Origin of the sequence: Rhizobium sp. WYCCWR 11152 (genome assembly GCF_013087615.1) — a bacterium.
Classification (GTDB): domain Bacteria; phylum Pseudomonadota; class Alphaproteobacteria; order Rhizobiales; family Rhizobiaceae; genus Rhizobium; species Rhizobium indicum.
In genome coordinates this window covers 434699-450757 of sequence record NZ_JABFCP010000011.1, presented here as the reverse complement: position 1 = coordinate 450757, position 16059 = coordinate 434699, and the positions used below count along the sequence as shown (strand labels likewise).

At 60.4% G+C, this 16059-nt stretch carries 19 protein-coding genes; 7 read left to right on the top strand and 12 right to left on the bottom strand.

Going from position 1 to position 16059, the window contains the following annotated elements; genetic code table 11:
- Positions 1 to 28 precede the first annotated feature (28 nt).
- The gene (gene grpE, locus G9X67_RS23785) at positions 29 to 661 is read left to right on the top strand and encodes a nucleotide exchange factor GrpE (RefSeq protein WP_065281958.1); all 633 of its coding nucleotides are present in this window, start codon (positions 29 to 31) and stop codon (positions 659 to 661) included.
- A 42-nt stretch (positions 662 to 703) separates the two neighbouring features.
- On the opposite strand, the gene G9X67_RS23780 is transcribed toward grpE, so the two are convergent.
- On the bottom strand, positions 704 to 1648 hold the full coding sequence (locus tag G9X67_RS23780) for a nucleoside hydrolase (RefSeq protein WP_138332283.1): 945 nt from the start codon (positions 1646 to 1648) through the stop codon (positions 704 to 706).
- Positions 1649 to 1927: 279 nt separating this feature from the next.
- On the opposite strand from G9X67_RS23780, the gene G9X67_RS23775 reads away from it, so the two are divergent.
- On the top strand, positions 1928 to 2353 hold the full coding sequence (locus G9X67_RS23775; RefSeq protein ID WP_138332284.1) for an Hsp20 family protein: 426 nt from the start codon (positions 1928 to 1930) through the stop codon (positions 2351 to 2353).
- A 47-nt stretch (positions 2354 to 2400) separates the two neighbouring features.
- Positions 2401 to 2658, top strand: a complete 258-nt coding sequence (locus G9X67_RS23770; protein WP_003544838.1) for a DUF1150 family protein — start codon at positions 2401 to 2403, stop codon at positions 2656 to 2658.
- 214 nt (positions 2659 to 2872) lie between these two features.
- On the opposite strand, the gene G9X67_RS23765 is transcribed toward G9X67_RS23770, so the two are convergent.
- Together G9X67_RS23765 and G9X67_RS23760 are read right to left on the bottom strand one after the other, a co-directional pair.
- A complete protein-coding gene (locus tag G9X67_RS23765) occupies positions 2873 to 3361 on the bottom strand; it encodes a GNAT family N-acetyltransferase (protein ID WP_138332285.1) in 489 nt (162 codons plus the stop codon).
- Positions 3362 to 3456: 95 nt separating this feature from the next.
- A complete protein-coding gene (locus tag G9X67_RS23760) occupies positions 3457 to 3723 on the bottom strand; it encodes a DUF2277 domain-containing protein (RefSeq protein ID WP_011650185.1) in 267 nt (88 codons plus the stop codon).
- 282 nt (positions 3724 to 4005) lie between these two features.
- Here G9X67_RS23760 and G9X67_RS23755 point away from each other — a divergent pair, with 282 nt between their 5' ends.
- From G9X67_RS23755 to G9X67_RS23745, 3 genes are all read left to right on the top strand, one after another.
- Positions 4006 to 4407: a transposase gene (locus G9X67_RS23755; RefSeq protein ID WP_171599834.1), complete on the top strand. Its 402-nt coding sequence runs from the start codon at positions 4006 to 4008 to the stop codon at positions 4405 to 4407.
- Complete coding sequence (gene tnpB / locus G9X67_RS23750) at positions 4398 to 4757, top strand: IS66 family insertion sequence element accessory protein TnpB (RefSeq protein WP_138332287.1); 360 nt, start codon at positions 4398 to 4400, stop codon at positions 4755 to 4757. The genes G9X67_RS23755 and tnpB overlap by 10 nt, the downstream gene beginning before the upstream one ends.
- Positions 4758 to 4826: 69 nt before the next feature.
- The gene (locus G9X67_RS23745; protein WP_138332288.1) at positions 4827 to 6374 is read left to right on the top strand and encodes an IS66 family transposase; all 1548 of its coding nucleotides are present in this window, start codon (positions 4827 to 4829) and stop codon (positions 6372 to 6374) included.
- Positions 6375 to 6408: 34 nt separating this feature from the next.
- Here G9X67_RS23745 and G9X67_RS23740 read toward each other — a convergent pair whose 3' ends face one another.
- Positions 6409 to 6687: a contact-dependent growth inhibition system immunity protein gene (locus G9X67_RS23740; protein WP_171599833.1), complete on the bottom strand. Its 279-nt coding sequence runs from the start codon at positions 6685 to 6687 to the stop codon at positions 6409 to 6411.
- Positions 6688 to 7022: 335 nt separating this feature from the next.
- Here G9X67_RS23740 and G9X67_RS23735 point away from each other — a divergent pair, with 335 nt between their 5' ends.
- Positions 7023 to 7418 (top strand): hypothetical protein, encoded by a 396-nt coding sequence (locus G9X67_RS23735; protein WP_246697901.1) that lies wholly within the window; start codon positions 7023 to 7025, stop codon positions 7416 to 7418.
- Between the two features lie 99 nt (positions 7419 to 7517).
- Here G9X67_RS23735 and G9X67_RS23730 read toward each other — a convergent pair whose 3' ends face one another.
- From G9X67_RS23730 to miaB, 8 genes are all read right to left on the bottom strand, one after another.
- Complete coding sequence (locus G9X67_RS23730; protein ID WP_138332290.1) at positions 7518 to 8219, bottom strand: tRNA (guanosine(46)-N(7))-methyltransferase TrmB; 702 nt, start codon at positions 8217 to 8219, stop codon at positions 7518 to 7520.
- A gap of 8 nt (positions 8220 to 8227) precedes the next feature.
- Complete coding sequence (gene metK / locus G9X67_RS23725) at positions 8228 to 9466, bottom strand: methionine adenosyltransferase (protein ID WP_018485328.1); 1239 nt, start codon at positions 9464 to 9466, stop codon at positions 8228 to 8230.
- A 178-nt stretch (positions 9467 to 9644) separates the two neighbouring features.
- Entirely contained in the window at positions 9645 to 10061 is a 417-nt protein-coding gene (locus tag G9X67_RS23720) for a helix-turn-helix domain-containing protein (protein ID WP_003544853.1), read from the bottom strand.
- A gap of 152 nt (positions 10062 to 10213) precedes the next feature.
- Entirely contained in the window at positions 10214 to 11818 is a 1605-nt protein-coding gene (gene lnt, locus G9X67_RS23715) for an apolipoprotein N-acyltransferase (protein WP_171599832.1), read from the bottom strand.
- Positions 11819 to 11898: 80 nt separating this feature from the next.
- On the bottom strand, positions 11899 to 13032 hold the full coding sequence (locus tag G9X67_RS23710) for a hemolysin family protein (RefSeq protein WP_138332292.1): 1134 nt from the start codon (positions 13030 to 13032) through the stop codon (positions 11899 to 11901).
- Positions 13029 to 13544 (bottom strand): rRNA maturation RNase YbeY, encoded by a 516-nt coding sequence (ybeY, locus tag G9X67_RS23705; RefSeq protein ID WP_029873916.1) that lies wholly within the window; start codon positions 13542 to 13544, stop codon positions 13029 to 13031. Before ybeY ends, G9X67_RS23710 begins: the two co-directional genes overlap by 4 nt.
- Positions 13544 to 14593 carry a PhoH family protein gene (locus G9X67_RS23700; protein WP_003544862.1) on the bottom strand — a complete coding sequence of 350 codons (1050 nt, stop codon included), beginning with the start codon at positions 14591 to 14593 and terminating at the stop codon, positions 13544 to 13546. Before G9X67_RS23700 ends, ybeY begins: the two co-directional genes overlap by 1 nt.
- 18 nt (positions 14594 to 14611) lie before the next feature.
- The gene (gene miaB, locus G9X67_RS23695) at positions 14612 to 16033 is read right to left on the bottom strand and encodes a tRNA (N6-isopentenyl adenosine(37)-C2)-methylthiotransferase MiaB (protein WP_138332294.1); all 1422 of its coding nucleotides are present in this window, start codon (positions 16031 to 16033) and stop codon (positions 14612 to 14614) included.
- Between the last annotated feature and the right edge of the window lie 26 nt (positions 16034 to 16059).

Genomic DNA, 16059 nt, shown 5'->3' with positions numbered 1-16059 from the left:
CATCTGAAGACACCAACCGGAGACCGTCATGACCGATGACACGACGAAAAACGGACCTGACGCAACTGCGGCCGATGCCGCAGCCGACGCTGCCGCCTACGTCGAGAACGAAACTGCGCAGCAAGAGCCCGCCCAGCCGGACCCGATCGAGCTTCTGAAAGCCGAAAACGGCGAACTGCGTGACCGCTATCTGCGCCTTGCTGCCGAGATGGACAATCTGCGCCGCCGCACCGAGCGCGAAGTGAAGGATGCCAAGTCCTATTCCGTCGCCGGCTTTGCGCGCGACATGCTCGCCGTGTCCGACAATCTGCGTCGCGCGCTCGATGCCATCCCTCCGGAGACCAGGGCTGCGGCCGATGCCGGCCTGAGCACGCTGATCGAGGGTGTCGAGATGACCGAGCGCGCCATGCTGTCGGCTCTCGAGCGCCATGGCGTTCGCAAGCTGGAGCCGGTCGGCCAGAAGTTCGATCCGAATTTCCATCAGGCGATGTTCGAGGTGCCGAACCCGGACGTGCCGAATAACACGGTCGTCCAGGTCGTGCAGGCCGGCTTCACCATTGGCGAGCGCGTGCTGCGCCCGGCCATGGTCGGTGTCGCCAAGGGCGGTCCGAAGCCGGCCGAAGCCGAAACCAACTCTGTCTTCGACGAAAAAGACGCCTGAGATCGTTTCCTTTCCTCCTCGCGAGGAAGGGAAATCGAAGTTTTAGATGCGGGCGAAGCGTTCGATCAGCAGATCGAAGAAGCCGTCCGCATCGACATGGCGCATGACCCTGGCATTGCGCTTGCGCTCGGTCACGTGCCACCAGTCGACGACCGTCATGCCGACGGTAAGTTCGGACTGGACCTCGATCTCGACATTGCAGTCCCGGCCCTGGAAAAGCTCCTGCTTCAGCAGGTAGGCGACAACGGTCGGGTCGTGCAGCGGTCCGCCGTCGGAACCGTATTTCTCGATGTCGAACCGCTCGAAGAATTCCAGCATCTCGACCATGGCCTTTGCCGGCGCCGTGCCGATTTCGGCCATGCGCTTCACCCGGTCCTTGCGGGTCAGCAATTGATGCGTCACGTCAAGCGGCATCATCACGATCGGAACGCCTGAGCGGAAGACAATATCGGCGGCCTCGGGATCGACATAGATGTTGAATTCGGCTGCCGGCGTGATGTTGCCGCCCTCGAAGAAGCCGCCGCCCATCATCACCAGCTCGCGGATGCGGGGGACGATGTCGGGCGCCTTCTGGAAGGCCATGCCGATATTGGTGAGCGGCCCGAGCGTACACAGCGTCACCGTGCCTTCCGGCTCGCGGCGCAGCGTCTCGATAATGAAGTCGACGGCATGGCCGGGCTGCAGCGCCATCGTCGGTTCGCTGAGATCAGGACCGTCGAGGCCGGTCTTGCCGTGCACATGTTCGGCCGTCACCAGCTTGCGGGCGATCGGTGCGTCGGCGCCGGCGAAAACCTTGGTCTCCGTCCGGCCGCAGAGCTCGCAGACGATCCGCGCATTGCGGCTGGTGAGCGAAAGCGGCACGTTGCCGGCGACCGTGGTGATCCCCAGAACCTCCAGCTCATCGGGACTGCCGAAGGCAAGCATGATGGCGGCCGCGTCGTCCTGGCCGGGATCCGTGTCGATGATGATCTTTCTTGCGCTTGCCATTCCGATCGTTCCATCCTCGCACTGCGTGTTATCGGGCATGCACCGATTTCTTCACGTCCCGTCACAAATCAGCACATTCCGCGCGGGCATGTTTTGATGCGAGGCAGCAGACGCTTTGTCAAGGAAAGAGCCTGACGCCACCGCCTTAAATTGAGAGGCCGACGCCGGCACGTCGCGCCCCATGCCTTGCAGCGTCGGGCTCCTCTCCCCATATTAGCGGCATCCGGATGCTGCCCTTAAGGTCCGGGATGGTCGCTTGCATCAAGGACTTGAAAAGAGATGAGCCGCATTACCCCTTTCGCCAGCCCGCTGCTTCTGGGTTTCGATGCCATGGAAAAGACGCTGGAGCGCATTTCCAAGGCGAGTGACGGATATCCGCCCTATAATATCGAACGCATCGCCGCCGACACCGGCGCGCCGGAACGTCTGCGCATTACCCTTGCCGTGGCCGGCTTCAGCGAGGAGGAACTCGATGTCTCCATTGAGGAGAACCAGCTTGTGATCCGCGGCCGCCAGGTCGAACACGGCGAGCGGGACTATCTTTATCGCGGCATCGCCGCCCGTCAGTTCCAGCGCACCTTCGTTCTTGCCGACGGCATGCAGGTGCTGGGTGCGGCCCTGAAGAACGGTCTGCTCTCCGTCGATCTAATTCGTCCGGAACCCGCGCGCATGGTCAAGAAAATTAACATTTCGGTCTCACAGTAGCACAACGGTTTGTCGAACCGTTGGTCCCTTCTCCCGGAGGAACAGGAATGTTGATGAAAGAAGCCACGTCTCACTTGACCAAATCCGAGCTTGCCCACATCGGCAACGGCGAGGTCGCCTATATCAGAAAAATGCGCACCGATGAGGTCGCCAAGTGCTTTCCCGAGGCGCCGGATATCGATCCGAATGTCGATCTCTGGGCACTCTTCGGCGCCGACGGCACGCCGATCCTTTTGACGGACAACCGCTCCAGCACCTTCTTCAAGGCTGCCGAGGACGAATTGAAGACGGTCAGCCTGCACTGACCGTCAAGGCCGTCTGCTACGTTTCACTGCTTGCGGTGCGCGGTCGCTCTATTCGATTTCGCTGCGGTCGGGACGGATGTCGCGACATATGTGCGTAGCTCTTTCGACGCCTTGTGTGCGATGACTTTGAAAATCCAGGATTCGGTAGCAACTGCACCAGCCTTATAGAGCTATGGCAACTATGCAGACTTTGCTGCTGTTGCATCCATTCTGCTTACCGCGTCGCCAGCATTGGTAAGATCAAACCCCATCCGGTCTCTTGGGGTGGTCCAGACGGTTCGAACCCCAACTTCTTATAGACGGCTATCGCCCGTTCATTGTCTGGATGCGGATCGGTCGCGATCACAGGTGCGCCCTCATCGAAAAGAGCCTGCATCCTCATTCCGATAAACGCTGAACCATGTCCAACGCCGACCATTTGGGGGTCTCCGATATATTGATCAATTCCCCGCGACCCTTTGGGAAGGCTGGCAAAATGGTGATCTTCCCATCCGTGGACCGTGTAGTCCTGCAAGAACGCAAATGGTCGTTCGTTAATTGAAATGATCCAGCGAGCCACCCGAGGGTCAATCAGTTCTGCTTCACCATACGGCTCACCAGAACCCCACCATTCCAGGACATGCGGGTTCGACCGCCACGCCTTCATTAAAGCGAGATCATCCAGGGTTGCTCTGCGAAACTCGTACGGATTGGTCGCCAACATTAGATCGCTCTAGCAGATTGTGCGACGGTGAGTATGGGCCGAAAGCCGTCAGGTAGGCCACTCGAGGCTTGATTGAGATCTCCTGACGGGCTCTCTTACGCGAACCGGACCGCCGTTCTCGCGCGCGCCTTTGCCGCTACCTCTTCGCGATCACGAGGAGGTTGAGACGTTTCCAGCGAATCGAGCAGCTCGCGGGCGCATGCCGCGATCGAACTGACCGCGTGCTCGAATGCGACCTCATTGCGCTTCGATGGTTTGGTCGTTCCGCTCACCTTGCGGACGAACTGGAGCGCGGCATCGTGGATCTCGTCGTCCGTCGCTGGCGGATCGAAATTGAACAGGGGTTTTATATTTCGGCACATGACTTGCTCCCGGTCATTTTCTCTCTTCCATTGAGAGGAGGCTGGCCAGCACAGAAAATAGTCGCGTGAGCGCTATTGGCAACCGGTCCAACGGCGGAACTCTACGCGTCGCAAGTGAGGGCGCAGCGCCTTCAGTTCGGTTTGTTGTCGTTGTCGACCTTGGAGCCGGATCATTTCGGATCGAATCGACCTCAAATCGTAACCGGTGTTCTGCCTCCACATTGCCCGCTGTCGCCTGATCTGTGATCGAGGTTCCATGGACGAGCGACAAGGAGTTTCTCCATGGACACTACGCTGGAGGTTCTCACGACGCGGCGGAGCCGACGTGAGGCTCATCGCCAATGGCCGGACGAGTTAAAGGGACGGATCGTTTCGGAGAGCTTGCGACCGGGCGTGACGGTGAACGAAGTAGCGGTACGCCACGGGCTGAAGGCCAACCACCTGTCCTCCTGGCGAACACTTGCGCGGCAGGGCAAGCTGGTTTTGCCTGAGCCGGAGGATGCGGTCGAATTCGCGGCGATGGTTGTCGAGACGCCCTCACAGATTGGCACTCTGGAACCGCCAGCCGCCAAGCAGACCTCCTGCGCCGAGATTGTCGTCGGGCCTGTCACCATCCGCCTTGAGGAAGGGGCTTCGGCAGCCCGGATCGTGGCCATTGCGCGTGGGTTGGCGGCATCGTCATGATCTTTCCAACGAGCCGCGTGCGGATCATGGTGGCGACCAAGCCAGTCGACTTCCGCAAGGGGCATGACGGATTGGCGGCGCTGGTGAAGAACGAACTGCACAAGGACCCGTTCACCGGAGCAGTCTTCGTGTTCCGGTCGCGCAAGGCAGATCGGCTGAAACTGATCTACTGGGATGGCAGCGGGATTGTGCTGGCCTACAAGAGGCTGGAGGAAAACACCTTTACCTGGCCCAGCATCAAGGATGGACTGATGACGCTGCCCCACGCCCAATTCGAAGCGCTGTTTGCGGGCCTCGATTGGCGGCGGGTTCATGCCGTCAAGACGAGAACGCCGGAGGCCATCGAATAGCTGCGGCACGATGACTCAGCACGACAGATTCCGAAGGCGAAACGGGTTGGGTTTTGGTATATTCCGGCCATGTTTGACGCCACCGATCTTCCCGATGATCTTGCTGCCCTGAAGGCGATGCTGATCGCGGCGCAGGCACGCGAGGCAGGCAAAGACGCCCAGATTGCCCGCAAGGATGAGCGGATCGAGAAGCTGGTCGCGGCCTTCAAGCGGCAGCCTTCGGGCGCAAGTCCGAGAAGAGCGATCCCGACCAGTTTTGATCTGGCGCAGGAAGACCTGGAAACGGCCATGGCTGTGATCCATGCCGAGGATGAGGCTGACGGTCCTGCTGGAAACAGGATTAGCAAGCCCCGCGCGACCAATCGCGGCTCTCTTCCAAAACATCTTTCCCGCGTGGAGGAGGTGATCGAGCCGGAAAGCCTGGTCTGCGCCTGCGGTGGTTGCCTGCATCGCATCGGCGAGGATGTGGCCGAGCGGCTCGATGTGATCCCGGCGCAGTTCCGCGTCATCGTTACTCGTCGCCCCAAGTATGCGTGCCGTTCCTGCACCGACGGTGTCGTTCAGGCCCCGGCTCCGGCACGCCTGATCCAGGCAGGACTACCGACCGAAGCGACCGTCGCCCATGTGCTGGTCTCCAAATATGCCGATCACCTTCCGCTTTATCGGCAGACCCAGATCATGAGTCGTCAAGGCATCGATCTCGACCGCTCAACGCTCGCCGACTGGGTCGGCCGGGCAGCATATGAATTGCGTCCCGTCTTCGATGCGCTGATTGCCGACCTGAAGCGCTCATCCAAGCTCTTCATGGACGAGACCCGTGCTCCGGTGCTTGATCCCGGCTCCCGTAAAACCAAGACCGGCTACTTCTGGGCCTTGGCGCGTGATGATCGGCCATGGAATGGCAGTGCTCCGCCGGGCGTGGCCTTCACCTATGCGCCTGGTCGCGGGGGACTTCATGCCGAACGGATATTGCAGGGCTTCTCCGGCGTTCTGCAGGTCGACGGTTATGCCGGATATAATCGCTTGATCGCACCACAGCGCGTCGGTCCAGATATCCAGCTTGCCTATTGTTGGGCACATGCCCGGCGCAAGCTGGTGGAGATCACCAGCACCGGCTCAGCGCCGATTGCTGAGGAAGGCGTGAGGCGGATCGGTGAGCTATATCGCATCGAAGCCGAGTTGCGCGGTCTATCCTCCGAAGCTCGCCTAGTTGTTAGGCAGGAACGATCAGCGCCATTGGTCGTCGACATGCGAACTTGGTTCACTCAGCATCGTGCCCGCGTCGCTGGCAAGTCGCCGCTCGGAGAAGCTCTCGCCTATATCGCCAAATATTGGGATGGCCTTTGCATATTCCTGACTGACGGCCGTGTCGAGATCGACAACAACAGCGTCGAGCGAACCATTAGGCCGATAGCGCTTAATCGGAAGAATGCTCTATTTGCGGGGCATGACGCTGGAGCAGAGAATTGGGCGATCATCGCCTCGCTCATCGAGACCTGCAAGCTGAACGCCGTCGATCCGCTGGCCTATCTGACTGCCACGCTCACGGCCATCGTTAACGGCCACAAGCAGAGCCAGATTGAGGGTCTCCTGCCGTGGAATTACCCGGCAGGGTAATATGTGCCCAAAAGCTTCTGTCTGCCCAAACCGGTCATTCGGAACGATTTAGCTCCGCAATGGCATGCTCAATCCACTCCCTAGAAGTACAGCCCCGTGACGCGGGATCGAAATATACTCCAATCTGGCTGAAAAGAAGTTCGCCAAGTTGCTGTTCATCAATCCGGCTCTCAAGAAGACCCTTCAGTTCTTCGGTCACGATAGGCAACGATACGCATTCATGGTCGCGGATTGCGGAAAATGCGGCCTGCTCACTCCCAAATTCGTCCAAAAAGTCTTGGTGGAAATACGATCCGAGTAATTGCTTGCTCATATCGAGGCGAAATCCCATAGCTGAAACACCCACCTTCCAGTTTGTTGAAGCGACTAAATTCCTGCAGAATGAGTGTAATAAGCCCGTTGACGCGAAGGTGTCCTCACGACAAGGCGACCCTATTCGAAACGGCATAAAGCATCGTAGTCAAGGTGCGAACCTAACAGCGCTTACCTCAAATCTGAATTCGTCTCTTCATCAGAAAGCTGCCGTGGGCGACGTCTTCTTGCGCCGCCAATAGCGGCCATCTGTTCGAGACGGGTGCCTTTCATGCTACGACGAGTGCATGTATTCCGCGTTGGCTTGTTCTTGGTCGGCGACGAAAGGAGCTTGCATTGAACCAATCGCAGCCAAATCGATTTCCATTTCACACGCAATGCCCGAGAGACGATGGATGCGGGGTCTTTGTTCTGCAGATGCTCACCGGCATGTGCTACGACGATGTGGCCGCCATGATCGATTGGGGCGATAAATCGGCGCATTATACAACCTGGAACGATCTTTGCGGCGTGTTGGCGGAGATCGGATTGTCTAACGAAGCCCCGATCAAAACCAGTCGATGGAGCGATATCCAGGGGGTTGCCATCGTCCACGTTCAGGGGGATCACTTCATGCTTTACGACGCGGAAAACGGTCTATTTTATGACCCAGCAGAGATGGAAGGCCCAGGGGTTGCCAGCGATCGCGTTCCAACCAGCTATCTGACTGTATACGGCCCCAACCACCGCTAAACTTAGATCCTTCAGCACGGAAATCCGTCAGGCCAGCGTTCCACGCGATTGTTCGCGCCGAATAACATCACGTGCGCGTTCGCCGACTTGCCGGCAGCCTCAGACCTTCCTGAAGGTCAGATAGGCCGAAGACCGGCCCTCGCGCCGCGCCTTGGCCTCGTAACGTGTGCTCGGCCAGCCCTCATAGGGCGTCAGCCAATCGGCAGCATTGTCGGCGATCCAGTCGAAACCGCCATGGTCGCGGCATTTGATCAGCGTCCAGTTTACATAGGTGTCGATGTCGGAGGCGAAGCAGAACAGGCCGCCGGGCTTCAGCGCGCGATGAAAGCGGTCGAGATTGGTTTTCGAGACGAAACGCCGCTTCCAGTGCTTCCGCTTCGGCCAGGGATCGGGATAGAGCAGATCGATCTGATCGAGTGAGCCGTCCGGCAGCCAGTCGAGCAGCTGCGTCGCGTCGTCATTATAGACGCGGATATTGGAGGCACCCGTCTCGCCGATGCGCGACAACAGCTTCTGCATGGAATTGACGAAGGGTTCGACACCGATGAAGCCGGTCGAAGACGTCTCCAGCGCGCGGTGGATCAGGTGCTCGCCGCCGCCGAAACCAATTTCCAGCCGCAATCTTTCGACCGGAACCGGGAAGAGGGAAGTCAGCGGCTCCGGGGGAGCCGCCGAGAGATCGATCAGGAATGCCGGCAACAGACTGTTCAGCGTCTCGGCCTGCTGTTCGCGCAGGGCCTTGCCCTTGCGGCGACCGAAGAAGGCTTCGGTCGCCCGGCCGCGGCGTTCCATATCCGTCATGCTTTATCTCAGGCCTTCACGCTTTCCTTGAGCGCCTTCACGAGGTCGGTACGCTCCCAGGAGAACGAGCCGTCGCGGCCGGCCTTGCGGCCGAAATGGCCATAAGCAGAGGTCTTGGCATAGATCGGCTTGTTGAGGTCGAGATGGCGGCGGATACCGGTCGGCGAAAGGTCCATGTTCTTGCGGATAGCCGCTTCGATCTGATCCTCGGTAACCTTGCCGGTGCCATGCAGATCGACATAGATCGACAGCGGCTGGGCGACGCCGATCGCGTAGGAGATCTGGATCGTGCAGCGGTCGGCAAGACCGGCGGCGACGACGTTCTTGGCAAGATAGCGGGCGGCATAGGCGGCCGAACGGTCGACCTTCGTCGTGTCCTTGCCGGAGAATGCGCCGCCGCCATGCGGAGCGGCACCGCCGTAGGTATCGACGATGATCTTGCGGCCGGTCAGGCCCGCATCGCCGTCCGGTCCGCCGATGACGAACTTACCGGTCGGGTTGATGTACCACTTGCAATCGTCGGCGATCTTCAGCTCGCCGAGCGCTTCGCGGATATAGGGCTCGACGACGGCGCGGACCTTGTTCGAATCCCAGCTCTCGTCGAGATGCTGGGTCGAAAGCACGATCGAGGTTGCTTCCGACGGCTTGCCGTCGACGTAACGCACGGTCACCTGGCTCTTGGCGTCGGGGCCGAGCTTGGCGACTTCGCCGTCGCCCTTCTTGCGGGCAACTGCGAGCAGTTGCAGGATCTTATGGGAATAATAGATCGGGGCCGGCATCAGGTCCGGCGTTTCGCGGCAGGCATAACCGAACATGATGCCCTGGTCGCCGGCGCCCTCGTCGCCCTGCTGGTCGGCGGCGCTGTCGACGCCCTGCGCGATGTCGGCCGACTGCGAGTGCAAGAGCACGTCGATCTTTGCCTTCTTCCAATGGAAGCCGTCCTGCTCATAGCCGATATCCTTGATGGCGCGGCGGGCGGCGGCCTTGAACTTCGAAGGATTGATGACGTCCTTGCCATCCTTGTCCTTCTTCATCAGGCTCGGCGGCAGGCGGACCTCACCGGCGATGACGACGCGGTTGGTCGTTGCCAGCGTTTCGCAGGCAATGCGCACGCCCCATGGATTGACGCCGGTCTTGGCCGCTTCGCGGTAGACCAGATCGACGATCTCGTCGGAGATGCGGTCACAGACCTTGTCCGGATGACCTTCGGCAACGGACTCGCTGGTAAAGAGATAATTCGCGCGCATTTCGGGATTCCCCTCAAAGAATAAAAGCCACCTAGTAGGTACTCAGTTCGAGGGCCGATGACAAGCGCAGAAGGACATAAATATATCTTTATATCTGCGGCAAAGTGACAAATTTTGCCCCAAAAACGCAAAAAAGGCGGCCTTTCGACCGCCTTTCGAATTCTGCATTGGTCGTGGTTCAGTCGGCGTCGGCTTCAGCGGCCAAGGCTTTCACCAGCTCCACGACCTTGCGGCGAACCTTGGGATCGGAAATCTTGACGAAGGCGCGATTGAGCTGCAGTCCTTCCGAGGACGACAGGAAATCGACGACGTAATTCGAGCTGGAGGCTTCCATGCCGCCGCCGGCACTGGAATGTTCGCCGGGCGCGTCCTCGAAGAAAAACGACACCGGAACATTGAGGATGTTCGAGATATTCTGCAGGCGGCTTGCGCCAACGCGGTTGGTGCCCTTTTCGTATTTCTGGATCTGCTGGAAGGTGATGCCAAGGCTTTCGCCAAGCTTTTCCTGGCTCATGCCCAGCATTGTACGGCGGAGGCGAATACGGCTGCCAACATGGATGTCGATCGGATTTGGCTTCTTCTTGTTTTCAATCATGGTCGTGCCCTAGCTAAGAATTTCAACCTGTTTCTAACCGGCATGCCCCTGATCCATCCCAAAACGCCACGTTGCAAGCGGTGAGGAACCCACCTTCAAACATACGTTAAGAACGCCGATTGACATCACTATGCAATTTTAGGGGTTTTTGGTCAATTCAACCCGGAAATAAAACCTCTGCGAGAAATTAGCGCAATCAAAATCAGCAGCGCCTCGGTCAACCAGAAGTATGTTTGCCGGGGAAATGTCGTTCCGACTCCATCGCTGATGCTATCGAGCGTTGCATCGACGAAGCCGGTTTCTCCAAGATCGAGGCCCGCAATAATTTCCCCATGCGCATTCACCAGCGCTGAAATGCCGCTATTGGCGTCGCGAATCAGCGGCAGGCCGGTTTCAACAGCCCGTACCCGCGCCTGCTGGAAATGCTGGTAGGGGCCGGGCGTCGTGCCGAACCAGGCATCATTGGTGATATTGAGGATCGCGTTGGCGTCTTTTATGTCACCGGTCATTTCGCCGGGAAAAATGATCTCGTAGCAGATCAGCGGATAGAGATTGAGCCCGCCGGGCAGCGTCAGCAAGTGCCGGCTTGCCGCGGCCGAAAAGCCGCCCGGAATCTCGACGACGTTCTGGATGCCGAATTCGGTGAGCACGTCCTCGAAGGGCAGATATTCGCCGAAGGGCACCAGATGCACCTTGTCGGAGGCGGCGATGATCTGGCCGCGGCCATCGATCACGTAGATGGAATTATAGTAGCGCGGCGGCGTGCCTGGTCCCATCTCCTCGGCGCGAACGGCGCCGGCGATCAGGATCTGATTGTCGTCGAGCGTATCGGCAATCCGCGTCAGCGCATCCTGATTGTCGGTCAGGATGAAGGGGATTGCAGTTTCCGGCCAGACGATGATATCGGGCTTGCGCCCGCCATTCTTCGGCGCTTCGGCCGACAGCTTCAGATGCGTCTCGAAGATCGCGGCGCGGTCGACGTCGTTATCCATTTTCTCTGTCTGGTCGATCGCCGGCTGCACCAGCCGCACCATCTGCCGCTTGTCCTCAGGCAATGCGTCCGGCCGCGGCGCGAGATGGAGAGCATAAGCGCCATAACCGAGATGGGCAGCAAAGAGCAGGACGGCGAGCGCGATACCCGTCCGTGCCCCTTGCCGCGTCCCGGCAAGGGCAGGCGCAGAAAAGACGAAGACGGCAAGGGCCGTCACGCCCATCGCCCCGATCACATGCGCCGACTGCATCATCAGCGGAACCGGCATGAAGCCGTAGCCGATGGCGTTCCAGGGAAAGCCGGTGAGGATCACGCTTCGAAGCCATTCCATCAGCCCGAAGCCTGCCGCAAGCGCGGCGATCCGCCCCATGCCATCAGACCAGACGATGCGGGCAAGAGCGGCCGCCAGGCCGTAGAAGATCGCAAGACAGGCCGGCAGCCCGAGGATTGCCAGCGGCAGCGCCCAGGCAAATTCTTCCTGATCGACCAGCAGCGCATGGCCGAGCCACCAGAGGCCGGCGACGAAATAGCCGAAGCCGAACAGCCAGCCGGTGGCAAACGCCGGCCACAGCCTGCCGATCAGGCCGCTTTCAGGCGAAGCCGCCGCCCCGTCGATCAGCCAGATGAGCAGGGTGAAGGAAACGAACATCGCCGCGAAAAAGCCGATGGGCGGCAGCGCCAGAACCGCGAATGCCCCGGCGGCGATGGCCAGCAGCGACCGTTTGAAACCCCAGACGAGGATAACCCTGTCCGCAAGCCGCTCCATGCGCACTCCCATCAAACCGCGAATCAACCCATCCGCAGTCTTTCAAAAAAGCGGCTCTTTGTCCCGTCAGTTGGGTCCTGTCAGTTGGCGGTCGATTTCGCCGGCCGATCGTCGCCGGTCTCGGAGCCGCCATCCGCCTTGGCGCGGCGGCGGATCGCGTGGCGCTTGCGGGTGATGCGCAGCCGCTTGATGCGGCGCGGGTCGGCGTCGAGGATGTGGAATTCGAAGCCCGGCAACGCCTGGACGACCTCGCCGCGCACCGGAATGCGGCCGAGTGCGGAGAAGATCAGGCCGCCCAGCGTATCGACCTCGTCGACCTGCTCGCTGATGTCGAAATCCGGCCCGATCGCTTGGGCGATCTCTTCCAACTCGACGCGGGCGTCGGCGATGAACATGTCCTCGGCGACGCGCTTGAACATCACCTCTTCATCGTCATGTTCGTCGTCGATGTCGCCGACCACCATTTCGACGATGTCTTCATGCGAGGCAAGCCCGTCGGTGCCGCCATATTCGTCGATGACGAGCGCCATCTGCGTGCGGTTCACCTGCATCCGGCGCAACAGGTCGGACGCCAGCATTGACGGCGGCACGAACAGGATCTTGCGGATGATACCGGCCTCGGCCAGCGTCTTTTGCAGGTCGACGCGGGCGAGATCGAAATTCTGCTTGGCCGAACGCGTGGTCTTCTGGATGTTTTCGGGCGCAACCTCGATCGCCGGCACGACAGCGGCCGGTTTCGTCGGGCCGCGGCGCTTGTTGCGCGCCTGCTTGGCGACATAGGAGAGCAGGTCGCGGATATGGACCATGCCGCGCGGATCGTCGAGCGTATCGGCATAGACAGGCATGCGCGAGCGGCCGGATTCCTCGAAGAGGATCATCAGTTCGCCGATGGTGATGTTCTGATCAACCGCCTCGATATCGGCGCGCGGCACCATCACGTCGGCGACGCGAACCTCGCGAAAGCGCAGGATGTTGTTGAGCATCGCCCGTTCGTCGGGCGAAAAGGCGTCGTCGCCGGCCGCATCGGTCATCAGCGCGTCGGCGAGATCCTCGCGCAGTCGCGAGCCCTGCTGCGGGCGAAGGATGCGCGCGGCGCGCGACCAGAAGGATTGCGATCGGCCGGATGGCCGACTACTACTGCCTGCCTCGTCCGAAGAGGAGGATGGCTCGGAGTCCTTGGCGTCTGCCGCCGGCTTCGTCGTAAAGTCGCTCATGGTTCCATTTTAAGGTCTTGACCCTCGTAGGGATCAGATAGGCCGAGCTGGGCCAAAATGCGAGTCTCCAGCCCCTCCATAATTTCGGCTTCGGCACTATTCATATGGTCGTAGCCGAGAAGATGCAAGAAACCGTGCACCAGAAGATGGGTCAGGTGGTCGTCGAAACTCTTTTCGAGCTCGGCCGCTTCCCGCTCCAGCGTCTCCCGGGCGATGATGATGTCGCCGAGCATCGGGCCGGGCATCTTGCCGGGCTGAACCGGAAAGGCCGGAAAGGAGAGCACGTTGGTCGCCTTGTCCTTGCCGCGCCATTCCGCATTGATGTCCTGGATCGAGGCATCGTCGGTGAAAACAAGCGAAACCTCGGGCGGCATCGTCGGGAAGGGCTGCTTCTCGCTGTCGCGGAGATAGACCACTGCTGCGCCGAGCACGCGTTCGCAAAACGACAGCAGCGTCTCTTCACCGGGCCAGCCGATGTCCTCGACGCTGATCTGGATGTCGAGTTCGGCCATTAGCCCTGCCGGCTGACGTCTTCGGCGACGGCATACGTGGAATCATAGGCCCTGACGATGCGCCCGACCAGCGGGTGGCGGACGACGTCGGTATCCGTGAAGCGCACGATCGAGATGCCTTCGACGCCGTTCAGAAGCTGCAAGGCCTCGACGAGGCCGGATTTGACGCCGCGCGGCAGATCGATCTGGCTCGGGTCGCCGGTGACGATCATCCGCGCATTTTCGCCGAGACGCGTCAGGAACATCTTCATCTGCATCGACGTCGTGTTCTGCGCTTCGTCGAGGATGATGGCGGCATTGGCGAGCGTGCGGCCGCGCATGAAGGCGAGCGGCGCGATTTCGATGACGCCGGCAGTGATCGCCCGATCGACCTTGTCGGCAGGGATCATGTCGTAGAGCGCATCATAAAGCGGGCGAAGATAGGGATCGACCTTTTCCTTCATGTCCCCGGGCAGGAAGCCGAGGCGCTCGCCGGCCTCGACGGCCGGGCGCGACAGGATGATCTTTTCGACCGCGCCGCGCTCCAACAGCTGGGCGGCATGGGCGACGGCGAGATAGGTCTTGCCGGTGCCGGCCGGGCCGACGCCGAAGACAAGCTCGGCGCGTTCCAGCGCCCTGATATAGGCGTCCTGGGTTGGCGTGCGTGCGATGATCGTCTTCTTGCGGGTGGAAACCTGCGCCATCGTCAGCTTGGCCTTGCGCTCCATGGTCGGCAGGCTGAGCTGATCGTCGGCGGCGACCGCCATGCGGATTGCACCCTCGACGTCGGATCGTTCCACGCTGCCGCCTTTCTGAAGTTTTTCATAGAGATAGTCGAGCGTGCGCCGCGCCTGATTGGTGGTCACGATATCGCCGGTGATGACGACCGAATTGCCGCGTGCCCGCGCATCGATATTCAGCCGTTGCTCGAGCAGCTTGAGGTTTTGGTCGAATTGACCAAAGAGCTCGCTGGCGAACCGGTTGTTCTCGAACGTCAGGACGAAGTGATTGGTATCGCTCGGCGTGCGGGGGTGGCGCGGTGAAGAAGAAACCAATTCTTGTCCGTTCAAGCGGTCGGGCTCCTTGGGTTAGACCGCAGCCTCTGCGCGTTCGGCAAACAGGCTGTTTGTTCCGGTCCCTGTGATTCGCACTTTAATAATGTCACCGATTTGCGATGCTTTTGCATCAACATTCACTGATTGAAGCCAGGGAGAACGTCCGATTAGTTGTTCCGGCATGCGACCGGGCTTTTCGAGCAACAGGTCGATCTCTTTGCCGATGCAGGATTCGGCAAATTCCTGCTGCTGCTTCAGAAGAAGCATTTGCAGGCGTTCCAGCCGTTCTGCCTTGATCTCTTCCGGCACCTGGTCCTTCAGCTCCGCGCCGGGCGTGCCCGGCCGTGTCGAGTATTTGAACGAGAAGGCCTGTGCATAACGGACCTCCTCCACAAGTCTCAATGTATCCTTAAAATCCTCATCTGTCTCCCCCGGAAAGCCGGTGATGAAATCGCCCGACAGCGCAATGTCGGGCCGCACCGTGCGGATGCGCTCGATCAGCGCCAGATATTCGGCCGCCGTGTGGCGCCGGTTCATCGCTTTCAGGATGCGGTCCGAGCCCGATTGTACCGGCAGGTGCAGATAGGGCATCAGTGCGCTGAGGTCGCGATGGGCATTGATCAGCCGGTCGTCCATGTCGCGCGGATGGCTTGTGGTATAGCGCAGCCGCGCAAGGCCGGGGATCTCGGCCAGCCGGTAGAGCAGGTCGCCGAGGCTCCATGCCTCGCCATGGCTCCCGGCGCCGTGCCAGGCGTTGACGTTCTGCCCGAGCAGGGTGATCTCGCGCACCCCGCTGTCGGCGAGCTTTTCGGCTTCCTCGACGATCTGGGAAACCGGCCGCGACACTTCCGAGCCGCGTGTATAGGGCACGACGCAGAAGGTGCAGAATTTGTCGCAGCCTTCCTGCACCGTCAGGAAAGCGGTGACGCCGCGGGCGCGGATCCTCCGGCTCTCGGCGATCGGCAGATGCTCGAACTTGTCCTCGATCGCATATTCGGTGTCGACGACGCGCTGGCCTTGTTTGGCCAGGCGTAGCGCCTCCGGCAGGCGATGATAGGTCTGCGGGCCGATGACGACGTCGACGGCGGGTGCGCGGCGCAGGATCTCCTCGCCTTCGGCCTGGGCGACGCAGCCGGCAACGCCGATCATCATCTCCCGTCCGTCCGCCGCCTTCTTCTTTTTCATCTCGCGCAGCCGCCCGAGCGCCGAATAGACCTTCTCGGCCGCCTTCTCGCGGATATGGCAGGTGTTGAGGAGAACGAGGTCCGCCTCTTCCATATCTTCCGTCGGCTCGTAGCCATCGCGGGCGAGCGCATCGCTCATGCGCGTCGAATCGTAGACGTTCATCTGACAGCCATAGGTCTTGATGAAGACCTTGCGGCTGTTGCTGCCGTCGCGGAGGCTCTCGCTGGGAATTGCCGCCGGGGCCTGGAGAAGGGCGCTGTCCTGTGTCATGGCGCGCTATTTAGTGGTTTTTGCCG

Excerpts from the sequence above, each read along its gene's own strand:
- miaB (WP_138332294.1), bottom strand. The coding sequence starts at position 16,033 with ATGACACAGGACAGCGCCCTTCTCCAGGCCCCGGCGGCAATTCCCAGC.
- G9X67_RS23710 (WP_138332292.1), bottom strand. The coding sequence starts at position 13,032 with ATGAGCGACTTTACGACGAAGCCGGCGGCAGACGCCAAGGACTCCGAG.
- G9X67_RS23765 (WP_138332285.1), bottom strand. The coding sequence starts at position 3,361 with ATGTTGGCGACCAATCCGTACGAGTTTCGCAGAGCAACCCTGGATGAT.
- lnt (WP_171599832.1), bottom strand. The coding sequence starts at position 11,818 with ATGGAGCGGCTTGCGGACAGGGTTATCCTCGTCTGGGGTTTCAAACGG.
- G9X67_RS23740 (WP_171599833.1), bottom strand. The coding sequence starts at position 6,687 with ATGAGCAAGCAATTACTCGGATCGTATTTCCACCAAGACTTTTTGGAC.
- G9X67_RS23780 (WP_138332283.1), bottom strand. The coding sequence starts at position 1,648 with ATGGCAAGCGCAAGAAAGATCATCATCGACACGGATCCCGGCCAGGAC.
- grpE (WP_065281958.1), top strand. The coding sequence starts at position 29 with ATGACCGATGACACGACGAAAAACGGACCTGACGCAACTGCGGCCGAT.
- G9X67_RS23730 (WP_138332290.1), bottom strand. The coding sequence starts at position 8,219 with ATGACGGATATGGAACGCCGCGGCCGGGCGACCGAAGCCTTCTTCGGT.
- G9X67_RS23745 (WP_138332288.1), top strand. The coding sequence starts at position 4,827 with ATGTTTGACGCCACCGATCTTCCCGATGATCTTGCTGCCCTGAAGGCG.
- G9X67_RS23720 (WP_003544853.1), bottom strand. The coding sequence starts at position 10,061 with ATGATTGAAAACAAGAAGAAGCCAAATCCGATCGACATCCATGTTGGC.
- ybeY (WP_029873916.1), bottom strand. The coding sequence starts at position 13,544 with ATGGCCGAACTCGACATCCAGATCAGCGTCGAGGACATCGGCTGGCCC.
- G9X67_RS23760 (WP_011650185.1), bottom strand. The coding sequence starts at position 3,723 with ATGTGCCGAAATATAAAACCCCTGTTCAATTTCGATCCGCCAGCGACG.
- metK (WP_018485328.1), bottom strand. The coding sequence starts at position 9,466 with ATGCGCGCGAATTATCTCTTTACCAGCGAGTCCGTTGCCGAAGGTCAT.
- G9X67_RS23775 (WP_138332284.1), top strand. The coding sequence starts at position 1,928 with ATGAGCCGCATTACCCCTTTCGCCAGCCCGCTGCTTCTGGGTTTCGAT.
- G9X67_RS23755 (WP_171599834.1), top strand. The coding sequence starts at position 4,006 with ATGGACACTACGCTGGAGGTTCTCACGACGCGGCGGAGCCGACGTGAG.
- G9X67_RS23770 (WP_003544838.1), top strand. The coding sequence starts at position 2,401 with ATGTTGATGAAAGAAGCCACGTCTCACTTGACCAAATCCGAGCTTGCC.